Source organism: Sphingobium sp. CFD-2, from assembly GCF_024611135.1.
Lineage (GTDB): Bacteria > Pseudomonadota > Alphaproteobacteria > Sphingomonadales > Sphingomonadaceae > Sphingobium > Sphingobium fuliginis.
On sequence record NZ_CP084405.1, the window covers coordinates 1,598,699 to 1,613,387 of the forward strand.

Sequence of the window (14,689 nt, forward strand, 5' to 3'; positions counted from 1 at the left end):
GATGGCGCGGCCACCCAGCCGACGCCCCGGGCATAACCGGAAGGCGCAATATAGCCTCTTCGCCAGCTATGTCGTGGCGATGACGGGCGCCGCCGTGGGCCTGCTTCTGGTGGTCGTCGCCATTTTCGATCCCACCGGCTTCGCCGCGATCCGCATCGCGACGGCGGAGATTACGCGCCCCGCGTCGGTGACGCTCAAGAATATGGTGAGCGGCGTCGCCTCCATCGACGAAGTGCTGGCCAGCTACTGGCGTGCCGGTTCCCAGAACGTCGCGCTGCGGCGGCAGGTGGAGGCCGACCGCAACCGCATCATAGAGGCGAAGGCGGTGGCGCAGGAAAATCTGCGCCTCAAGAAGCTGTTGAAGCTGGTCGAGGATGACGGCAGCGAATTGCTGACCGCGCGGCTGATCGCATCCTCCTCCACCAGCACCCGTCGGCTGGCGCGGCTGAACGCGGGACGCTGGCAGGGCGTGCGGCCGGGCATGCCGGTGCGCGCGCCGGAAGGGCTGATCGGGCGCATCCATACCACCACGCCCAACACGGCCGAAGTGCTGCTGCTGACCGACACCAGCAATATCGTGCCGGTGCGGCGGGCCAATGACAGCGTACCCGCGATTTCGACGGGACTTGGCGACGGCACGCTGGAGGTCCGCGCGCTGGCGGCCGGGCGTAATCCGTTCAAGCCGGGCGACCTGCTCGTCACCTCCGGCGTCGGCGGGGTCTATCAACCCAATATTCCCGTGGCGGTGATCGTGCGCATCGCGGGCGAGATCGCCTATGGCGTGCCGCTCGCCAACCCCTCCAGAGTGGATGCGGTTGTGGTGGAGCGCTCCTTCGAGGAGGCTGTGACCCGGCCGGAGGGCAATGGCCCGCCGGCTCCTGTCGAACCGGGCGCCGCGCAGAATTCGGTCACGCCATGATCGATCCCCATTTGCAGCATGTGCCGCGCCTTGGCCGTCATCCTTCGCGATTTCGGCTGGCGGGAACCCCGGTCATCACGGTGATGCTGGGATCTCTGGTGACGACGCTGCCGGTGATCGCGCAATCGCCGGTCATGCCGCCCTTCGGCCTGTTGCTGCTTCTGTCCTGGCGGCTGCTGCGCCCCGAATTATGGCGCACCTGGATCGGCGTGCCGCTCGGCCTGTTCGACGACATCGCCAGCGGCCAGCCCATCGGATCGGCCATGTGCCTGTGGACCGTCACGCTGATCGGCATAGACGCCATCGAACATCGCATGGTCTGGCGCAGCTATCGGCAGGACTGGTTAATCGCCTCCTTCGCGATTATCTTCTGCATCGCCGGCGGCGTTTTCTTCGCGCGGATCACCGGCGGAGGAGACATCAAGCTGCTGTTGGTCGCGCCGCAAATTCTCTGGACGGTCCTGCTCTTTCCCTTTGTCGTCCGGCAATGCGCCCGGATCGACCGTTGGCGCGTGATGGCATGAAGCTGCCCCTGCTCAAGAAGAAGACCGTCACCGAAGCCTCCTTGTCCTTCACCTTCACGCGCCGGGCGATGGTGGTGGGGGGCCTGCAAGGGGCGATCGGGGCGCTGCTGGTCGGGCGCATGGGCTGGATCAGCGTCGCCGAGAATGAGAAATATAATCTGCTGTCGGAAAGCAATCGCGTCAACCTGACGCTGATTCCGCCGCGACGCGGGTGGATCATCGACCGCAACGGACGGCCGCTGGCGAACAATCGCACGGACTTCCGCGTCGACCTGATCCCGGAGCGGGCGACGGACGCGGAGAACACCATCCGCAGCCTCGCTCATCTGCTGGCGCTCAGCGATGACGAAGTGGATCGGATCAAGGAGGAACTGGACAAGTCGGCAGGTTTCCGCCCGGTGCAGGTGGCGGAAAAGTTGACCTACGATCAGTTCGCGGCGGTCAGCGTCCGGCTGCCCGACCTGCCGGGCGTGGCCCCGAGCCAGGGCTTTTCCCGCAATTATCCGGCAGGTGCGACCGTCGGGCACCTGCTCGGCTATATCGGCGCAGCGTCGGCCAAGGACTATGAGGAGCGCAAGGACCCGCTGCTGATCACGCCCGGCTTCAAGGTCGGCAAGGACGGGCTGGAGCGGTCTTTCGACAAGGAACTGACAGGCAAGCCCGGCGCGAAACGGGTGGAGGTGACGGCGCGGGGCAAGATCGTGCGGGAACTCACCACCCGGCCCGACACGCCGGGCAACGCGATCAAGCTGACCATCGACGCGGGCCTCCAGGAATATGCCGGGCGGCGGCTGGCGACGCAGAGCGGGTCGGTGGTGGTGATCGACTGCCATAATGGCGACGTGCTGGCCATGGCGTCCATGCCCAGTTTCGATCCGAACAGCTTTTCCGACGGCATCAGCCATCTGGAATGGGACATGCTGTCGAAGGACGACCATGTCCCGTTGCGCAACAAGACGTTGCAGGGGCTGTACCCGCCGGGATCGACGGTGAAGCCGATGGTGGCGCTCGCACTGCTGGAGGCGGGAGTTTCACCCATGGAGACGGTGAACTGCGCGGGTGCGATCCGGGTCGGCAACACGCTGTTCCACTGCCATAAACGGCGGGGCCATGGCGGGCTCAACATGCGGGGCGCCATTGCCCAAAGCTGCGACATCTACTTCTACCAGATGGCGCAGCGGATCGGCATGGACCGGATCGCCAGCATGGCGCGGCGCGTGGGCATGGGGCAGAAATTCGCCCTTCCCTTCCCCAGCCAGAGTTTCGGCACCGTTCCCGATCCGGCGTGGAAGCTCAAGAAATACAATCAGAAATGGCAGGTCTACGACACGGTCAACGCGACCATCGGCCAGGGCTATATGCTCATCAACCCGTTGCAGATGGCTGTAATGGCGGCGCGGCTGGCGACGGGCCGGCAGTTGATGCCCAACTTCATCTTCGGCGCGCAGCGGCCCACGCCTGCGTCCGTGGGGGTGAATGAGGAGCATCTGGTGACCATCCGCGACGCGATGAGCGCGGTGGTGAACGGCGGCGGCACGGGCGGCGCGGCCCGCATCCCCCTGCCCGGCGTGATGATGGCCGGCAAGACCGGCACGGCGCAGGTCCGCCGTATCACCATGGCCGAACGCGGGGGCGGCGTGCGCAGCAACGCATCGCTGCCGTTCAAGCTGCGCGACCATGCGCTGTTCCAGGGCTTCGCGCCGTTCGACAATCCCCGCTATGCCATTGCCTGCATCATCGAGCATGGCGGCCACGTCAACCGCATCGAGGACGCTCCCATGATCGCGGCGGACACCATGACTTTCCTGTTCGACCAAGCGAAGGCTGTCGAGAAGCTGGAGACCATCGAAAAGGACTGGGGCGGTCCGCCGGCCGAACGGCTGGCGCGGCAGATGGCGGCCTACAGGCTGGCGAAGGCGATCGAGAAGGGCGAGGCGCCTCTTCCCGAAGCCGCCAATGCGATGAACGCATCCACCGGCAATGGCGCGACCGCGACCGCCGCCCCGCCTCCGGCACCGGCTGCCGAAGCGGACGACGCCCCGCCCCCGGCGGACAGCGCGCCATGAGCATCGTTCCCGAACCCCTGACCGAATTCCCCTGGCGCGTGCTGGGCATATTGCTCGCCATCGCCGGGTTCGGGACGTTGGTGCTCTACAGCGCCGCCGGCGGCAGCATCACCCCCTGGGCGATCAACCAGGGCGTTCGCTTCGTCATCTTTTCGGGCATGGCGCTGGTGCTGAGCCGGATACCGCTGGAGACCTTCGCACGCCTCGCCTTCCCGGCCTATGGCGTCGTGCTGACCGCTCTGTTCCTGGTCGAACTGATCGGCGGGGTGGCGGGTGGCAGCCAGCGATGGATCAACCTTGGCTTCATGCAGTTGCAGCCTTCCGAGTTCATGAAGCCGGTGATCGTGCTGGCGGTCGCGCGCTTCTACGCGCTGCTTCCGGTGGGGGAGATCAGGCGCTGGAACGCGATCTGGCCGGCGCTGGTGCTGATCGGCATTCCCTGGGCGCTGGTGCTGGTTCAGCCTGACCTCGGCACCGCGACCATGATCGCCGCGGGCGGGGTGACGGTGATGTTCCTCGCCGGTCTGCCGCTGCGGCTGTTCGTGGGATCGGGACTGACGCTGGCCGCCATCGTGCCCATCGCCTTCAGCTTCCTGCACGATTATCAGAAGAACCGCGTCCTCATCTTCCTGGACCCGGAAAGCGATCCGCTGGGCGCCGGCTATCATATCAGCCAATCGAAGATCGCCATCGGGTCCGGAGGCATTTTCGGCAAGGGATTCCTCAAGGGGACGCAAAGCCATCTGGACTATCTGCCGGAGGGGCATACCGATTTCGTCTTCGCCACCATGGCGGAGGAATGGGGGCTGATGGGCGGCGTGCTGCTGATCGGGGCCTTCATGCTGCTGTTCCGCTGGGGCATCGGCGTGTCTCTCCGCGCGCAGGACAAATATGCGCGGCTGGTGGCGGCGGGGCTGACCACGACGATCTTCTTCTATGTCGCGATCAACCTGATGATGGTCATGGGACTGGCGCCGGTGGTCGGCATTCCCCTGCCCTTCATGTCCTATGGCGGGTCGTCCATGCTGACGGTCATGCTGTGCGTCGGAATCATCATGGCCATTGAGCGTTCGGGCCGGCGGCGCAGCCGGCCGGGAAACTGGGGATGAAACAGGCTTGCGCGCAAAAATTTGCCGGCAGACGCGATTTCCTGTTTGCAAAGTCCGATGCGGCTGCTAACAGCCCGCCCACGCCAAAGCGACGGCCCATCCGGGACTAGCCGAAAGCGGATGTGGACGCATAGCTCAGTTGGTAGAGCAGCTGACTCTTAATCAGCGGGTCCTTGGTTCGAGCCCAAGTGCGTCCACCAAATTCTCTAGTGAAATCAATAGTATGCAAGGAAATCGCCGCAAGGTGATTTTCTCTTTTTGCGTTTTGCGCTACAAACTGCGCTACAGATTCCATGTGATGCGCGGCTCCAGGATGTTCAAAAAAGTGCCGGCACAGCTGATGCCCGGGGGCCGCATCCCGTCACGACATGACTGGCACCCGCATGGATGCACCGCGGGTACGGGCGATTCGCGTGTTCAGATAACGCGCGGAGTTCAGCCAGAGGCTGTTCTACACCGTTGGCGATGGGCGAATTGCCCCTGCGGTCCTAGGCGCGTGCCTCACGCGCTTTCAATAATGCGTCGCGATCGGCTTTACGCAGATCGATCCAGTCGTCGATTTCGGACGATATCCAGCGGTTTGTCCCGACGCCCAACTTTATCGGCGCGGGAAACCGCCCTTGCTTGATCAGGCGTGCTACATGCTGCCGGGTGAAAGGAATGCCCTTCGCCTTCAGGTCGGAGAACGCGAGCAGGTCAGGCATGGTAACATCCAATCTGACCGTCTGCTGACTCCAGAGGCGCGATTGGGGAAATGGAGCTACCGGCAGCGATCTCTCCACGGCTTGCGCTTTCTCCCTTCCCCCTCCTCTTCCGATAACTCTGAGATGATCGGACGATGCAGCGACCACAGGGTGCAAAAGGGCGCCACACTCGGCCAGAAGCATTCTGATTGAAATAGTGCATGGATCGCTGACCCGTCGGGCAGCGCGGGGAGACCACAACGCAATGTCAGGTTAGCATTTCACGGAAAGTCCCCAAAGGGGCCAAGATCGCATTTTTGGGCAATCCAGTGCCTACTTGTCGGCTCTCGGTGCTTTATAGCCTTACACGAGGCTAGGACGCCAAGGCTACCGCGCCAATACCACGCCGATCCTGAGGCGTGTCGCATTGCGGTCATAGTCGAACAGATTCTCGCCATAGCCGACGAAGAACTGCCTTCAGAAGGAAGACGAAGCCAAAGACAAATGCGGCTGTCCGCCCGGATTGGCGCGGATGAATGTCAGGCTGGCAATTGGGCATTGTCTTCCTCATGGCGCGCGCGATAGTCCTGCCCGGCAGCGTTCAGGCCCGCGAGCGCGAAACGATGCAAATGGTCCGCCAGCGCCCGGCGATCGATCCGCAATATGTCCCTGCCCGGTGCGGGCAGGTTATCGCCGGCGATCAGCAGCATGGCGCATGGCGCGGCCACGCTGATCAGGCAGCAGAGCAGTTCCGGCGCGCCGATGGGTATCCCGCTCACGTCGCTCAATATCCGCAGCGCGACGCGAAGCTTGGGCGGCGCTTCCTCGTCGCGCAGGACGGCAAAATGCGCGGACGGCGCCGCAAGTTCCCGAACCAGCACGGCAGTACTCCAATGCGAGGGCCCGGCGAGGCGGCCGACGATGGCATCGAGCAGCGTGCCAAGCTTTTCTTCGGGCATCACCTGGCTTGCAGATATCCGCTCGAGTTCCTCAAGCCGTACAAACCGTCGATGCGCCTCGACCAGCACGGCCCGGTAGAGGCCATCGCGATTGCCGAAATGATAGTTGATCGAGGCAAGGTCGACTTCCGCCTTCGCGGCGATCGCCTTGCTCGTGGTAGAGGCCAGCCCCTGCGACGCGAACAATGTGCCAGCGCTTTCCAATATGCGCGCGCGGGTCGCCGCACCGTCCGACCGGGGGCCTCGGAGGGGTTTGCCATTCATGATTTGCTCTTGAACCGGATCAGATTGTAGGACAAGTCGAACATTAAATCCGATTTAGACTAACATTCTTTTCGCCGCAGTCCTCACCGTCCGGAGTCGTCACATGCACAATCGCACCCTTAGTATCCTCGGCATGGCCGGACTGGCGCTGAGTGGGTGTGGCGGGAAAGATGCCGGCAAGACCGAACTTGTCCTTCAGGGCAATGTCGATGTGCGGCAGGTTTCGCTCGCGTTCGAGGACAGCGGCCGCATCGCACAAGTGCGGGCGGAGGAAGGTGACAGCGTGAAGGCGGGAAGCATCCTGGCCACGCTCGATACCGTGTCGCTCAACCTGCAGGCCGAGGAAGCCAAAGCCCAGGGCGAGGTGCAGCGGCAGAATCTGCTGCGCCTGCGCAATGGCTCCCGGCCGGAGGAAATCGCCCAGGCCCAGGCGCGCCTGACGTCGGTGGAAGCCGAGGCGGCGCGCGCGGAAGGTGATCTCGCGCGTCTTCGCGGCATTGCCGCCTCGACCCAGGGGCGCGGGGTCAGCGCGCAGGATGTCGATCATGCCAGCAAGACGGCAGTGGCGGCGCGGGCAAGGGCGCGCGAACAGGCCGAAGCGCTCCGCCTTGCCCGGCGTGGCCCGCGGGCGGAAGATGTCGCGGGTGGTGAAGCCCAGGTGAAGGCGGCGCAGGCGCAGGTCGCGCTGCTCCAGCACCGGATCGACCAGGGCGTGCTGCGCGCGCCGGTCGATGGGGTGGTGCGCTCGCGCCTGCTCGAACCGGGCGACATGGCCTCGCCGCAGAAGGCGGTGTTCGCCATCGCCCTCGCTGATCCCAAATGGGTGCGGGTCTATGTGAACCAGCCCGACCTTGGCCGCATCAAGCCGGGCATGGCGGCGAGCGTGGTCAGCGACAGCATGCCCGATCAACCGGTGCCCGGCAGGATCGGCTATATCTCGTCGGTCGCCGAATTCACGCCCAAGTCGGTCGAAACCGAGGAACTGCGGACCAGCCTCGTCTATGAGGTCCGGGTGCAGGTCGAGGACAAGGCCAACCGCCTGCGGCTTGGGCAGCCGGTGACGGTGCGGATCAATACCGGCAATGGCGGCGCGGCGCGGTGAGCGAGCCCGACATAACGGTCGCGATCGAGGGCTTGCGAAAACGCTTCGATGCGCCCGACGGCAAGCCGTTCGATGCGATCGACGACATCTCGCTGACCGTCCGCGCGGGCGAGCTGACCGCCTTCGTCGGTCCCGACGGCGCGGGCAAGACCACGCTCATGCGAATGATGGCGGGGCTGCTGCGCCCCGACGAGGGCAGCCTCAATGTGCTGGGCATCGACGTGCGCGCCGATCCGCAATCGGTGCAGAACCGCATCAGCTATATGCCTCAGCGCTTCGGCCTCTACGAGGATCTGAGCGTCCAGGAAAATCTCGATCTCTACGCCGACCTCCACGGCGTGCCGCAGGAGGTGCGCCGCGAGCGCTTCGGCCGGATGCTCGAGATGACCGACATGGCGCGCTTCACCGACCGGCCGGCGGGCAAGCTGTCGGGCGGCATGAAGCAGAAGCTGGGGCTAGCCTGCACGCTGGTGCGCTCGCCCGACCTGCTGCTGCTCGACGAGCCGAGCGTCGGGGTCGATCCGCTCTCGCGCCGGGACCTGTGGAAGATCATCGACCAGCTCATCGCCGACGAGCAATTGAGCGTCATCGTCAGCACCGCTTACATGGACGAAGCCGAGCGCTGCGGGCAGATTTTCGTTTTCCATCACGGCAGGATACTGGCCGACGGCCCGCCGGATGCGCTGCGAAAGAGGGCCGAAGGCCTCGGTTATGTGGCCGACGCCTTGCCGGATCGGCCCGCGCGGGTTCTCCAGGCCCGCCTGATCGATGCACCGGACCGGATCATCGATGCGGTTCCCAAGGGCGGCGACGTTCATTTCATTCGCAGGCCGCAATGCGACGAAGCAGCGCTGGCCGACCTGCTGTCCGACACAAGGGTCCAGCCACGCGACGCCGAACTCGAAGACGCCTTCATGCTGCTGTTGCGCGAGCATGAGAACGAGCCGGCACAAGCAGCCGATGATGCGAACACGAACAAGGAAGACGGGGATCGGTACGGTACGGCCGAAACCGCGTCGCCATCTGCCGGGGAACGGGACGGGCCAGTGATCGTCGTGCGGGATCTCGTCCGCAAGTTCGGCGATTTCACTGCCGTTGCCAGCACGTCCTTCGACGTGCAGCGCGGTGAGATCTTCGGGCTGCTCGGCCCCAATGGCGCGGGCAAGACCACCACATTTCGCATGCTGTGCGGCCTGCTCCCGGCGACCAGCGGTCATCTCGAGGTGGCGGGTGTCGATCTGCGCACGGCACGCGCCAAGGCGCGGGCACGGATCGGCTATGTCAGCCAAAAGTTCGCGCTCTACGGCAACCTCTCGGTCAGGGAGAATCTCGAATTCTTCGCCGGCGCTTATGGTCTGCGCGGCGAGCGGAAACGCGAGCGGGTCAAGGCGGTGATCGCGCAGTTCGATCTTGATGCGTCGGCGCAGAGCGGCATCCTGCCGGTCGGTTACAAGCAGCGGCTCGCCATGGCGGCGGGGCTGCTGCACGAGCCCGACATCCTCTTCCTCGACGAGCCGACCAGCGGCATCGACCCGCTCGCGCGCCGCGCCTTCTGGCGCACGATCACCAGCCTGGCGCAGGGCGGCGTCACGATCATCATCACCACCCATTTCATGGAAGAAGCGGAATATTGTGACCGCATCGCCATCCAGGATGCCGGCGAACTGCTCGCGCTCGGAACGCCTGCCGAGGTGCGCGAACAGGCCGGCGACGACGCAAGCGACATGAACGAGGCTTTCATCGCCATCGTCGAACAGAACCGTGCCCGCCAAACCAATGAGAAGGTGGCCGCATGAGCAGCGCCTCAGGCTTCCACAGGCGGCTGATCGCGCTGACCCGCAAGGAAGTGCGCCAGCTCCTGCGCGACAAGAGCAACCTGTTCGTCGGTCTGCTGCTGCCGCTCGCGCTCATCTTGCTGTTCGGCTACGGCCTGTCCTTCGACGTGAAGGATGCGCCGGTCGCGATCGTGCTGGAGGATCGCTCCCCCGCCGCTCAGGAAGCGGTCGCGGGGATCGGCGGCTCACCCTATCTCGTGCCCGTCGCAGCCGCGAGCATGGACGAGGCCGTCAGGCTGATCCGCGCGCATAAGGTCGAGGGCATCGTGCGTGTGCCGGTCGATTTCTCCCAGCGCCGAGCCGCGGGCGATGCGCGGATACAGCTTATCGTCAACGGCGCGGATTCGACGACAGCGTCCGCAATCGAAGGCTATGTGAACGGCGGGATCCAGACAGCCTCTCGCCATATAATGGATCGATCCGGTAGCGGATCGGGAGGCGGTATCACGCTGGTGCAGCGCACCTGGTTCAACGAGGCGGGCGTCAGCACCTGGTATCTGGTGCCCGGCCTCCTCGTGCTGGTGATGACCCTGATCGGCGCGTTCCTCACCTCGCTGCTGATTGCGCGGGAATGGGAGCGCGGCACGTTGGAATCGCTGTTCGTGACCCCGGTTCGCCCGCTGGAGCTCGTGCTCTCCAAGCTTGCGCCCTATGTGGTGATCGGCGCGATCGATATGGGCGTCTGCCTGATATCAGCGCGCTTCCTGTTCGAGGTGCCGATCCGCGGCTCGCTCCTCGTCATCATTGTCGCCTCGCTGCTCTACCTGATCGTCGCGCTGCTGCTCGGCCTGTTCATCTCGGGAACGACCCGTAACCAGTTCGCCGCCAGCCAGATGGCGCTGCTGGCGAGCTTCATGCCGGCGATGATGCTGTCGGGCTTTGTCTTCGACCTGCGCAATGTGCCGCTGGTGATCCAGATCGTCAGCCAGCTTCTGCCCGCAACGCACTTCATGGAGCTGGTGAAATCGCTGTTCCTCGCCGGGACGATCTGGCCAATGGTCCTCAAGAATTGCGCGATTCTCGCCGCCTACGGCGTCCTGCTGGCCTTCGTCACCGGGCGCACCTTGCGCAAGAGGCTGGACTGATGCGCGTTGCTGGACTGACACTCGGCGCCGACTTCATCGCCTGGCTCGCCCAGACCTTCGCGCTCGTCCGCAAGGAGATACTGGCGCTGGTCAAGGATCCCGCCAACCGCACGATCCTGTTCGCCCCGGCCCTCATGCAGGCCCTGCTGTTCGGTTATGGCGCGACCTACGACCTGACCCATGTGCCCTATGCGGTGGTCGACCAGAGCCGTAGCGCCGCCTCCACCGAATTGCTTGCGCGGCTCGACGGCACCGGCGTGTTCCGGCGCGAGGCGGCGCTCGCGTCCAACGCGCAGATCGGCGACCTCATCGACAGCGGCAAGGTGCTGCTCGCGATCAGCATCCCGTCCGACTTCGAGCATCGGTTGACCGTGGGCGATACCGCGCCGATCCAGATCATCCTTGATGGCCGCAACAGTTCGACGGCGGGGGCGGCGGCAGGCCAGATCGGCGCGATCGTTGCCGATTATGGCCGCTCGTTGGGCGGCAGCCCGCCGATCACCGTCGAGCGGCGGGCCTGGTATAATCCGAACCTGGAATCGCGCTGGACGCTGATGCCCGCAATGATCGCGGCGCTGAGCTTTTTGCAGACCCTGCTGCTGTCGGCGCTGTCCGTCGCGCGCGAGCGCGAACAGGGAACGTTCGACCAGCTGCTGGTGACGCCGCTGGGTCTGATGCAGATCCTGATCGGCAAGGCTATTCCCTCGATCCTCGTCGGCCTCATCCAGTCGACCATCATCCTGCTCATCATCCGCTTCTGGTTCGAGATTCCGATGAACGGTTCCTACTGGCTGCTCTATCTGGGGCTCGTCACGTTCACGGCCGCGGGTGTCGGCATCGGCATGTCGATCTCGGCCCTGTCGCTCACCATGCAGCAGGCGATGCTCTATACCTTCCTGCTGGTGATGCCGTTGATGCTGTTGTCGGGCATGCTGACGCCGGTGCGCAACATGCCGCAGATCCTCCAACTCATCACCTACGTCAATCCGCTGCGCTTCGGCATCGATATGGTGCGCCGCATCTATCTTGAGGGCGCGGTCTTCGCCGATGTCGCCCTCGACTTCGTGCCGATGCTGGTGGTGGCAGCCATTACCCTGCCGCTCGCCGCATGGCTCTTCCGCAACCGCCTCGCCTGATGAACTGGACTTTCGCCATGCCCTTCATTCCGCCCGCATCTAGCATCCCGATCCGGCAGGCAATTGCTTCTTCCCTGATGGCACTTGCCCTGGCCGGCTGCACCATGGGACCGAACTTCACGAAGCCGGCGCCCTCCGCGCCCGCCGACTGGACGAGTTGGCGCAGCGGCGACGCCAGCCTGCATGGGGCCATCGGCACGGACGCCACATTGCCTGCCGATTGGTGGCGGGCGTTCAATGATCCCGTGCTGGATGAACTGGTGCGCCGCGGTTTCGCCGCGAGCCCGGACCTCCAGACCGCCGCGCTGCACGTCGCGCAGGCGCGCGTCCAGCGTGGTAGCGCGGCGGTGCAGGGCTTGCCGCAGATCAATGCCAGCGGGCAGGTGTCGCGCCAGCGCCAGAGCGAACATGGCGCCAGTACGCGGCTGCTCAACGTGGTATCGAGCTCCTCGTCAGGTTCTGATCGGGATGCCCTGGTCAAGCTATTGAGCGAGCCGTTCACGCTCTACCAGACCGGGCTCGACGCCTCCTGGGAGCTCGACCTTTGGGGCAAGGTCCGGCGGTCGCTCGAGGCGGCCGATGCGGGCGTCGCGCAGCAGGCCGCGCTGCTCGATCATGCCCGGCTCAGCCTTGCCAGCGACGTCGCGCGCAATTATTTCGATCTGCGCGCGACCCAGCGCAAGATTGCGCTCGCGCGGGAGGACATCACGGCGCTCAAGGAACGCACCGATCTTCTCTCGGCCCGCACCACGGGTGGGATTAACAATCACTTCGATCTCGAACGCCAGCGTAGCGAATTGCAGGGGATCGAGGCGCAACTGCCCGCGCTGCTCGCCCAGGAAGCCGCGCAGGCCAACCAGATCGCCCTGCTGCTGGGGGAACGGCCCGGCGCCCTAGGCGATCTGCTGAAGCCGGTGGCCGATGCCGGCAAGCCCGCGCTGCCCGATCTGGCGCTCGGCCTTCCCTCCGAGATCGCGTTGTGCCGGCCTGATATCCGCGCGGCAGAAGCCCGGTTGCACAGCGTCACTGCCAATATCGGTGTCGCCAAAGCGGACATGTATCCGAGCATCCGCCTCGGCGGTGGGTTCAACCTCGAATCCTATCGAGCCGAGAACCTGTTCGACTGGGCGAGCCGCGCCTGGTCGATCGGGCCGAGCGTCAGCCTGCCGCTGTTCGATGGCGGGCGGCGCAAGCGCGTCGTCCAGCTTCGCGAGCTGGAGCAGAAGGAAGCGGCGGTCTCCTACCAGCAGACCGTGCTTCAGGCCTGGCAAGAGATCGACGATGCGCTCAATGGCTATACCGCCGAGCAGCAGCAGAACGCGATGCTGGCCGCGCGGCTCGACAGCGCGCGGGCCGCGTTCGATCTGGCATCCGCGCGCTATCGGGGCGGGGTCATCACCTGGCTGGACGTCATCGACAGCCAGCGGACGATGCTGCAGGCGTCGCGCGATCTGGCGGACAGCAATGGGCGCCTCGCAACCCGCTATGCCGCGCTCAACAAGGCGATCGGGAACGCATCGGAATCGACGGCAGCTAAAGCGAATTGAGTGCGGCGCCAGAAGCGGCGATGAGCAAAGCCACCGATGTTCATCAACGTAAGGTGTTGTCAGGATGTTTGCCGGGCGCGCGCCGCGATGCGCTTGCGGGCCACGCCGATATGCGCAACCGGTGCCGCCTTAATGCCACGTTCTTCATTGGATCGATGATCGACGCGGACATCATATCCCAGCGCCGCGAACTTATCGTTCAGGACCCTCGCCCAAGCGGCACGGATGTCGAGCAGCTTCCCGCGACTGTTCCATTCGCGCGGTTTCTGGCCAAACAGCCCGTCAACGATCGGACGGGTCGGTATCAGCAGATAGCCATGGTGGCGCTTGCCCCTGGGCGTGTCGCCCATCTCGATCAGCGTCAGGTCGGCGGCAAAACCCGCGACGCAAAATATCTCGCTGGCGAAACGCCGCAGGACCGCGATCGACGCCGGCAGGTCCAGTTCATCGGGCAGCGCGACGTCGAACTGCCTGGCGAGCTGCGCGTCCTTGCGGATTTCGGCTGCTGCCAATGCGTTCCAGAAACACTCGCGATCCTCCCACTGCGCGGGGGCCCCGGACGGCAGTATCAGCGCCGACCAGGCGACCGCCCGCTTGTTCGCGAAATTGGAAAACCGGCCGTAGCGCTCATCGTACAGCCGGCAGCTGTTTTGCCAGGCCGCGGCCGCGACGATGCTGCGTCCAGCGCCGCGGCTGATGATATTCACATGGAAATGAAAGATCGCCATCTTTTCCTCCTGTCCCAGCGTCACGCCCGAACCGGACCGTCAATTTTCATGACCGGTCCTTCCCGTCGTTCCGCGACCATTCCGGCAAGAGGTCCTGTTTCAACCCGGTGATCACCGCGTCCGAGATCGCCTCGATGCACTTGCGCTCGATGTAGGCGAGGTCGCCGTGGATCAGTTGCCGCGGGAACCGCATGCGTTGGCCCGCATAGAGGACAGGCAGCGCGATATGCGCGGTCGATGCACCGAGCCGGAGCAGTGCGATCAGATGATCCTCCAGCCTTATCCCCGGATCGCCGGACTCGATCGCGCGATACCAGCGCAGGCTTCCGCCCATTTCGGTGGCGACCTCCAGCTGCGTCAAACCGAGCGCCTTTCGCGCCTGCCTGATCTTCTCGCCGGAGAGCTTCTTGAGTTCCTTGAAGATCGACAGGTCGACGTCGGCGAATTTTCCATCGGATGCCATATGTCCTTCCTCCCCGGTTCGGCCCGTCGGGCTCTGTGGGTTATCCGGCGAAGGTAGAATCGCGAAGCGGTCGGCATCAAGAATAGATGCCGATGATTTTAGAGGAATATTTCTGCTCATTTGCAACGGATGCGCGAGCATATTTATTTTCTGACGCGCAATGGGCAGATAATTTCCCGTTTCCTCCACATCGGATCATTCAGGAACTTCATTGTCGAACCGGCACCGGATCAGGCCATGTGATCCCGAAAGCGAGTTTATAAGGCTAA

The 14,689-nt window shown here is 64.5% G+C and carries 13 protein-coding genes, 1 tRNA gene and 1 pseudogene; 10 read left to right on the top strand and 5 right to left on the bottom strand.

The annotated features are described in order from the left end of the window. Window position 1: 1 nt before the first annotated feature. The 5 genes from mreC to LDB29_RS07670 all read left to right on the top strand — a co-directional run bounded on the left by mreC (window position 2) and on the right by LDB29_RS07670 (window position 4,818). A complete protein-coding gene (gene mreC, locus LDB29_RS07650) occupies window positions 2-919 on the top strand; it encodes a rod shape-determining protein MreC (RefSeq protein WP_025550150.1) in 918 nt (305 codons plus the stop codon). Continuing rightward, the gene (locus LDB29_RS07655; RefSeq protein WP_025550149.1) at window positions 916-1,443 is read left to right on the top strand and encodes a hypothetical protein; all 528 of its coding nucleotides are present in this window, start codon (window positions 916-918) and stop codon (window positions 1,441-1,443) included. The genes mreC and LDB29_RS07655 overlap by 4 nt, the downstream gene beginning before the upstream one ends. Beyond that, on the top strand, window positions 1,440-3,509 hold the full coding sequence (gene mrdA / locus LDB29_RS07660) for a penicillin-binding protein 2 (RefSeq protein ID WP_257556785.1): 2,070 nt from the start codon (window positions 1,440-1,442) through the stop codon (window positions 3,507-3,509). Before LDB29_RS07655 ends, mrdA begins: the two co-directional genes overlap by 4 nt. Next, window positions 3,506-4,618: a rod shape-determining protein RodA gene (gene rodA / locus LDB29_RS07665; RefSeq protein ID WP_044662416.1), complete on the top strand. Its 1,113-nt coding sequence runs from the start codon at window positions 3,506-3,508 to the stop codon at window positions 4,616-4,618. Before mrdA ends, rodA begins: the two co-directional genes overlap by 4 nt. Before the next feature lie 124 nt (window positions 4,619-4,742). Continuing rightward, a tRNA-Lys gene (locus LDB29_RS07670) sits at window positions 4,743-4,818 on the top strand. 288 nt (window positions 4,819-5,106) lie between these two features. On the opposite strand, the gene LDB29_RS07675 is transcribed toward LDB29_RS07670, so the two are convergent. The 3 genes and pseudogenes from LDB29_RS07675 to LDB29_RS07680 form a co-directional block, all read right to left on the bottom strand. After that, window positions 5,107-5,322, bottom strand: coding sequence for an AlpA family transcriptional regulator (locus LDB29_RS07675; protein ID WP_013846807.1), 216 nt, complete (start codon window positions 5,320-5,322; stop codon window positions 5,107-5,109). A 366-nt stretch (window positions 5,323-5,688) separates the two neighbouring features. After that, window positions 5,689-5,763, bottom strand: a pseudogene (locus tag LDB29_RS29375) (phospholipase); the annotation flags it as partial. 77 nt (window positions 5,764-5,840) lie between these two features. Continuing rightward, window positions 5,841-6,524, bottom strand: a complete 684-nt coding sequence (locus LDB29_RS07680; protein WP_013846808.1) for a TetR/AcrR family transcriptional regulator — start codon at window positions 6,522-6,524, stop codon at window positions 5,841-5,843. A 103-nt stretch (window positions 6,525-6,627) separates the two neighbouring features. On the opposite strand from LDB29_RS07680, the gene LDB29_RS07685 reads away from it, so the two are divergent. From LDB29_RS07685 to LDB29_RS07705, 5 genes are all read left to right on the top strand, one after another. Then, window positions 6,628-7,626, top strand: a complete 999-nt coding sequence (locus LDB29_RS07685) for an HlyD family efflux transporter periplasmic adaptor subunit (protein WP_013846809.1) — start codon at window positions 6,628-6,630, stop codon at window positions 7,624-7,626. Further along, on the top strand, window positions 7,623-9,422 hold the full coding sequence (locus tag LDB29_RS07690) for an ATP-binding cassette domain-containing protein (RefSeq protein WP_013846810.1): 1,800 nt from the start codon (window positions 7,623-7,625) through the stop codon (window positions 9,420-9,422). The genes LDB29_RS07685 and LDB29_RS07690 overlap by 4 nt, the downstream gene beginning before the upstream one ends. Then, the gene (locus LDB29_RS07695; protein WP_013846811.1) at window positions 9,419-10,546 is read left to right on the top strand and encodes an ABC transporter permease; all 1,128 of its coding nucleotides are present in this window, start codon (window positions 9,419-9,421) and stop codon (window positions 10,544-10,546) included. Before LDB29_RS07690 ends, LDB29_RS07695 begins: the two co-directional genes overlap by 4 nt. Continuing rightward, window positions 10,546-11,682, top strand: coding sequence for an ABC transporter permease (locus LDB29_RS07700; RefSeq protein ID WP_013846812.1), 1,137 nt, complete (start codon window positions 10,546-10,548; stop codon window positions 11,680-11,682). Before LDB29_RS07695 ends, LDB29_RS07700 begins: the two co-directional genes overlap by 1 nt. Before the next feature lie 77 nt (window positions 11,683-11,759). After that, complete coding sequence (locus tag LDB29_RS07705; RefSeq protein WP_232037391.1) at window positions 11,760-13,229, top strand: efflux transporter outer membrane subunit; 1,470 nt, start codon at window positions 11,760-11,762, stop codon at window positions 13,227-13,229. A gap of 59 nt (window positions 13,230-13,288) precedes the next feature. On the opposite strand, the gene LDB29_RS07710 is transcribed toward LDB29_RS07705, so the two are convergent. Both LDB29_RS07710 and LDB29_RS07715 read right to left on the bottom strand, forming a co-directional pair. Then, window positions 13,289-13,957, bottom strand: coding sequence for a MobA/MobL family protein (locus LDB29_RS07710; RefSeq protein ID WP_013846814.1), 669 nt, complete (start codon window positions 13,955-13,957; stop codon window positions 13,289-13,291). Window positions 13,958-14,003: 46 nt separating this feature from the next. Beyond that, window positions 14,004-14,561, bottom strand: a complete 558-nt coding sequence (locus LDB29_RS07715) for a helix-turn-helix domain-containing protein (RefSeq protein ID WP_232037390.1) — start codon at window positions 14,559-14,561, stop codon at window positions 14,004-14,006. Between the last annotated feature and the right edge of the window lie 128 nt (window positions 14,562-14,689).

Coding starts and splice junctions, on each gene's coding strand:
- mreC (WP_025550150.1), top strand. CDS start 2: ATGGCGCGGCCACCCAGCCGACGCCCCGGGCATAACCGGAAGGCGCAA.
- LDB29_RS07655 (WP_025550149.1), top strand. CDS start 916: ATGATCGATCCCCATTTGCAGCATGTGCCGCGCCTTGGCCGTCATCCT.
- mrdA (WP_257556785.1), top strand. CDS start 1,440: ATGAAGCTGCCCCTGCTCAAGAAGAAGACCGTCACCGAAGCCTCCTTG.
- rodA (WP_044662416.1), top strand. CDS start 3,506: ATGAGCATCGTTCCCGAACCCCTGACCGAATTCCCCTGGCGCGTGCTG.
- LDB29_RS07675 (WP_013846807.1), bottom strand. CDS start 5,322: ATGCCTGACCTGCTCGCGTTCTCCGACCTGAAGGCGAAGGGCATTCCT.
- LDB29_RS07680 (WP_013846808.1), bottom strand. CDS start 6,524: ATGAATGGCAAACCCCTCCGAGGCCCCCGGTCGGACGGTGCGGCGACC.
- LDB29_RS07685 (WP_013846809.1), top strand. CDS start 6,628: ATGCACAATCGCACCCTTAGTATCCTCGGCATGGCCGGACTGGCGCTG.
- LDB29_RS07695 (WP_013846811.1), top strand. CDS start 9,419: ATGAGCAGCGCCTCAGGCTTCCACAGGCGGCTGATCGCGCTGACCCGC.
- LDB29_RS07700 (WP_013846812.1), top strand. CDS start 10,546: ATGCGCGTTGCTGGACTGACACTCGGCGCCGACTTCATCGCCTGGCTC.
- LDB29_RS07705 (WP_232037391.1), top strand. CDS start 11,760: ATGGCACTTGCCCTGGCCGGCTGCACCATGGGACCGAACTTCACGAAG.
- LDB29_RS07710 (WP_013846814.1), bottom strand. CDS start 13,957: ATGGCGATCTTTCATTTCCATGTGAATATCATCAGCCGCGGCGCTGGA.
- LDB29_RS07715 (WP_232037390.1), bottom strand. CDS start 14,561: ATGCTCGCGCATCCGTTGCAAATGAGCAGAAATATTCCTCTAAAATCA.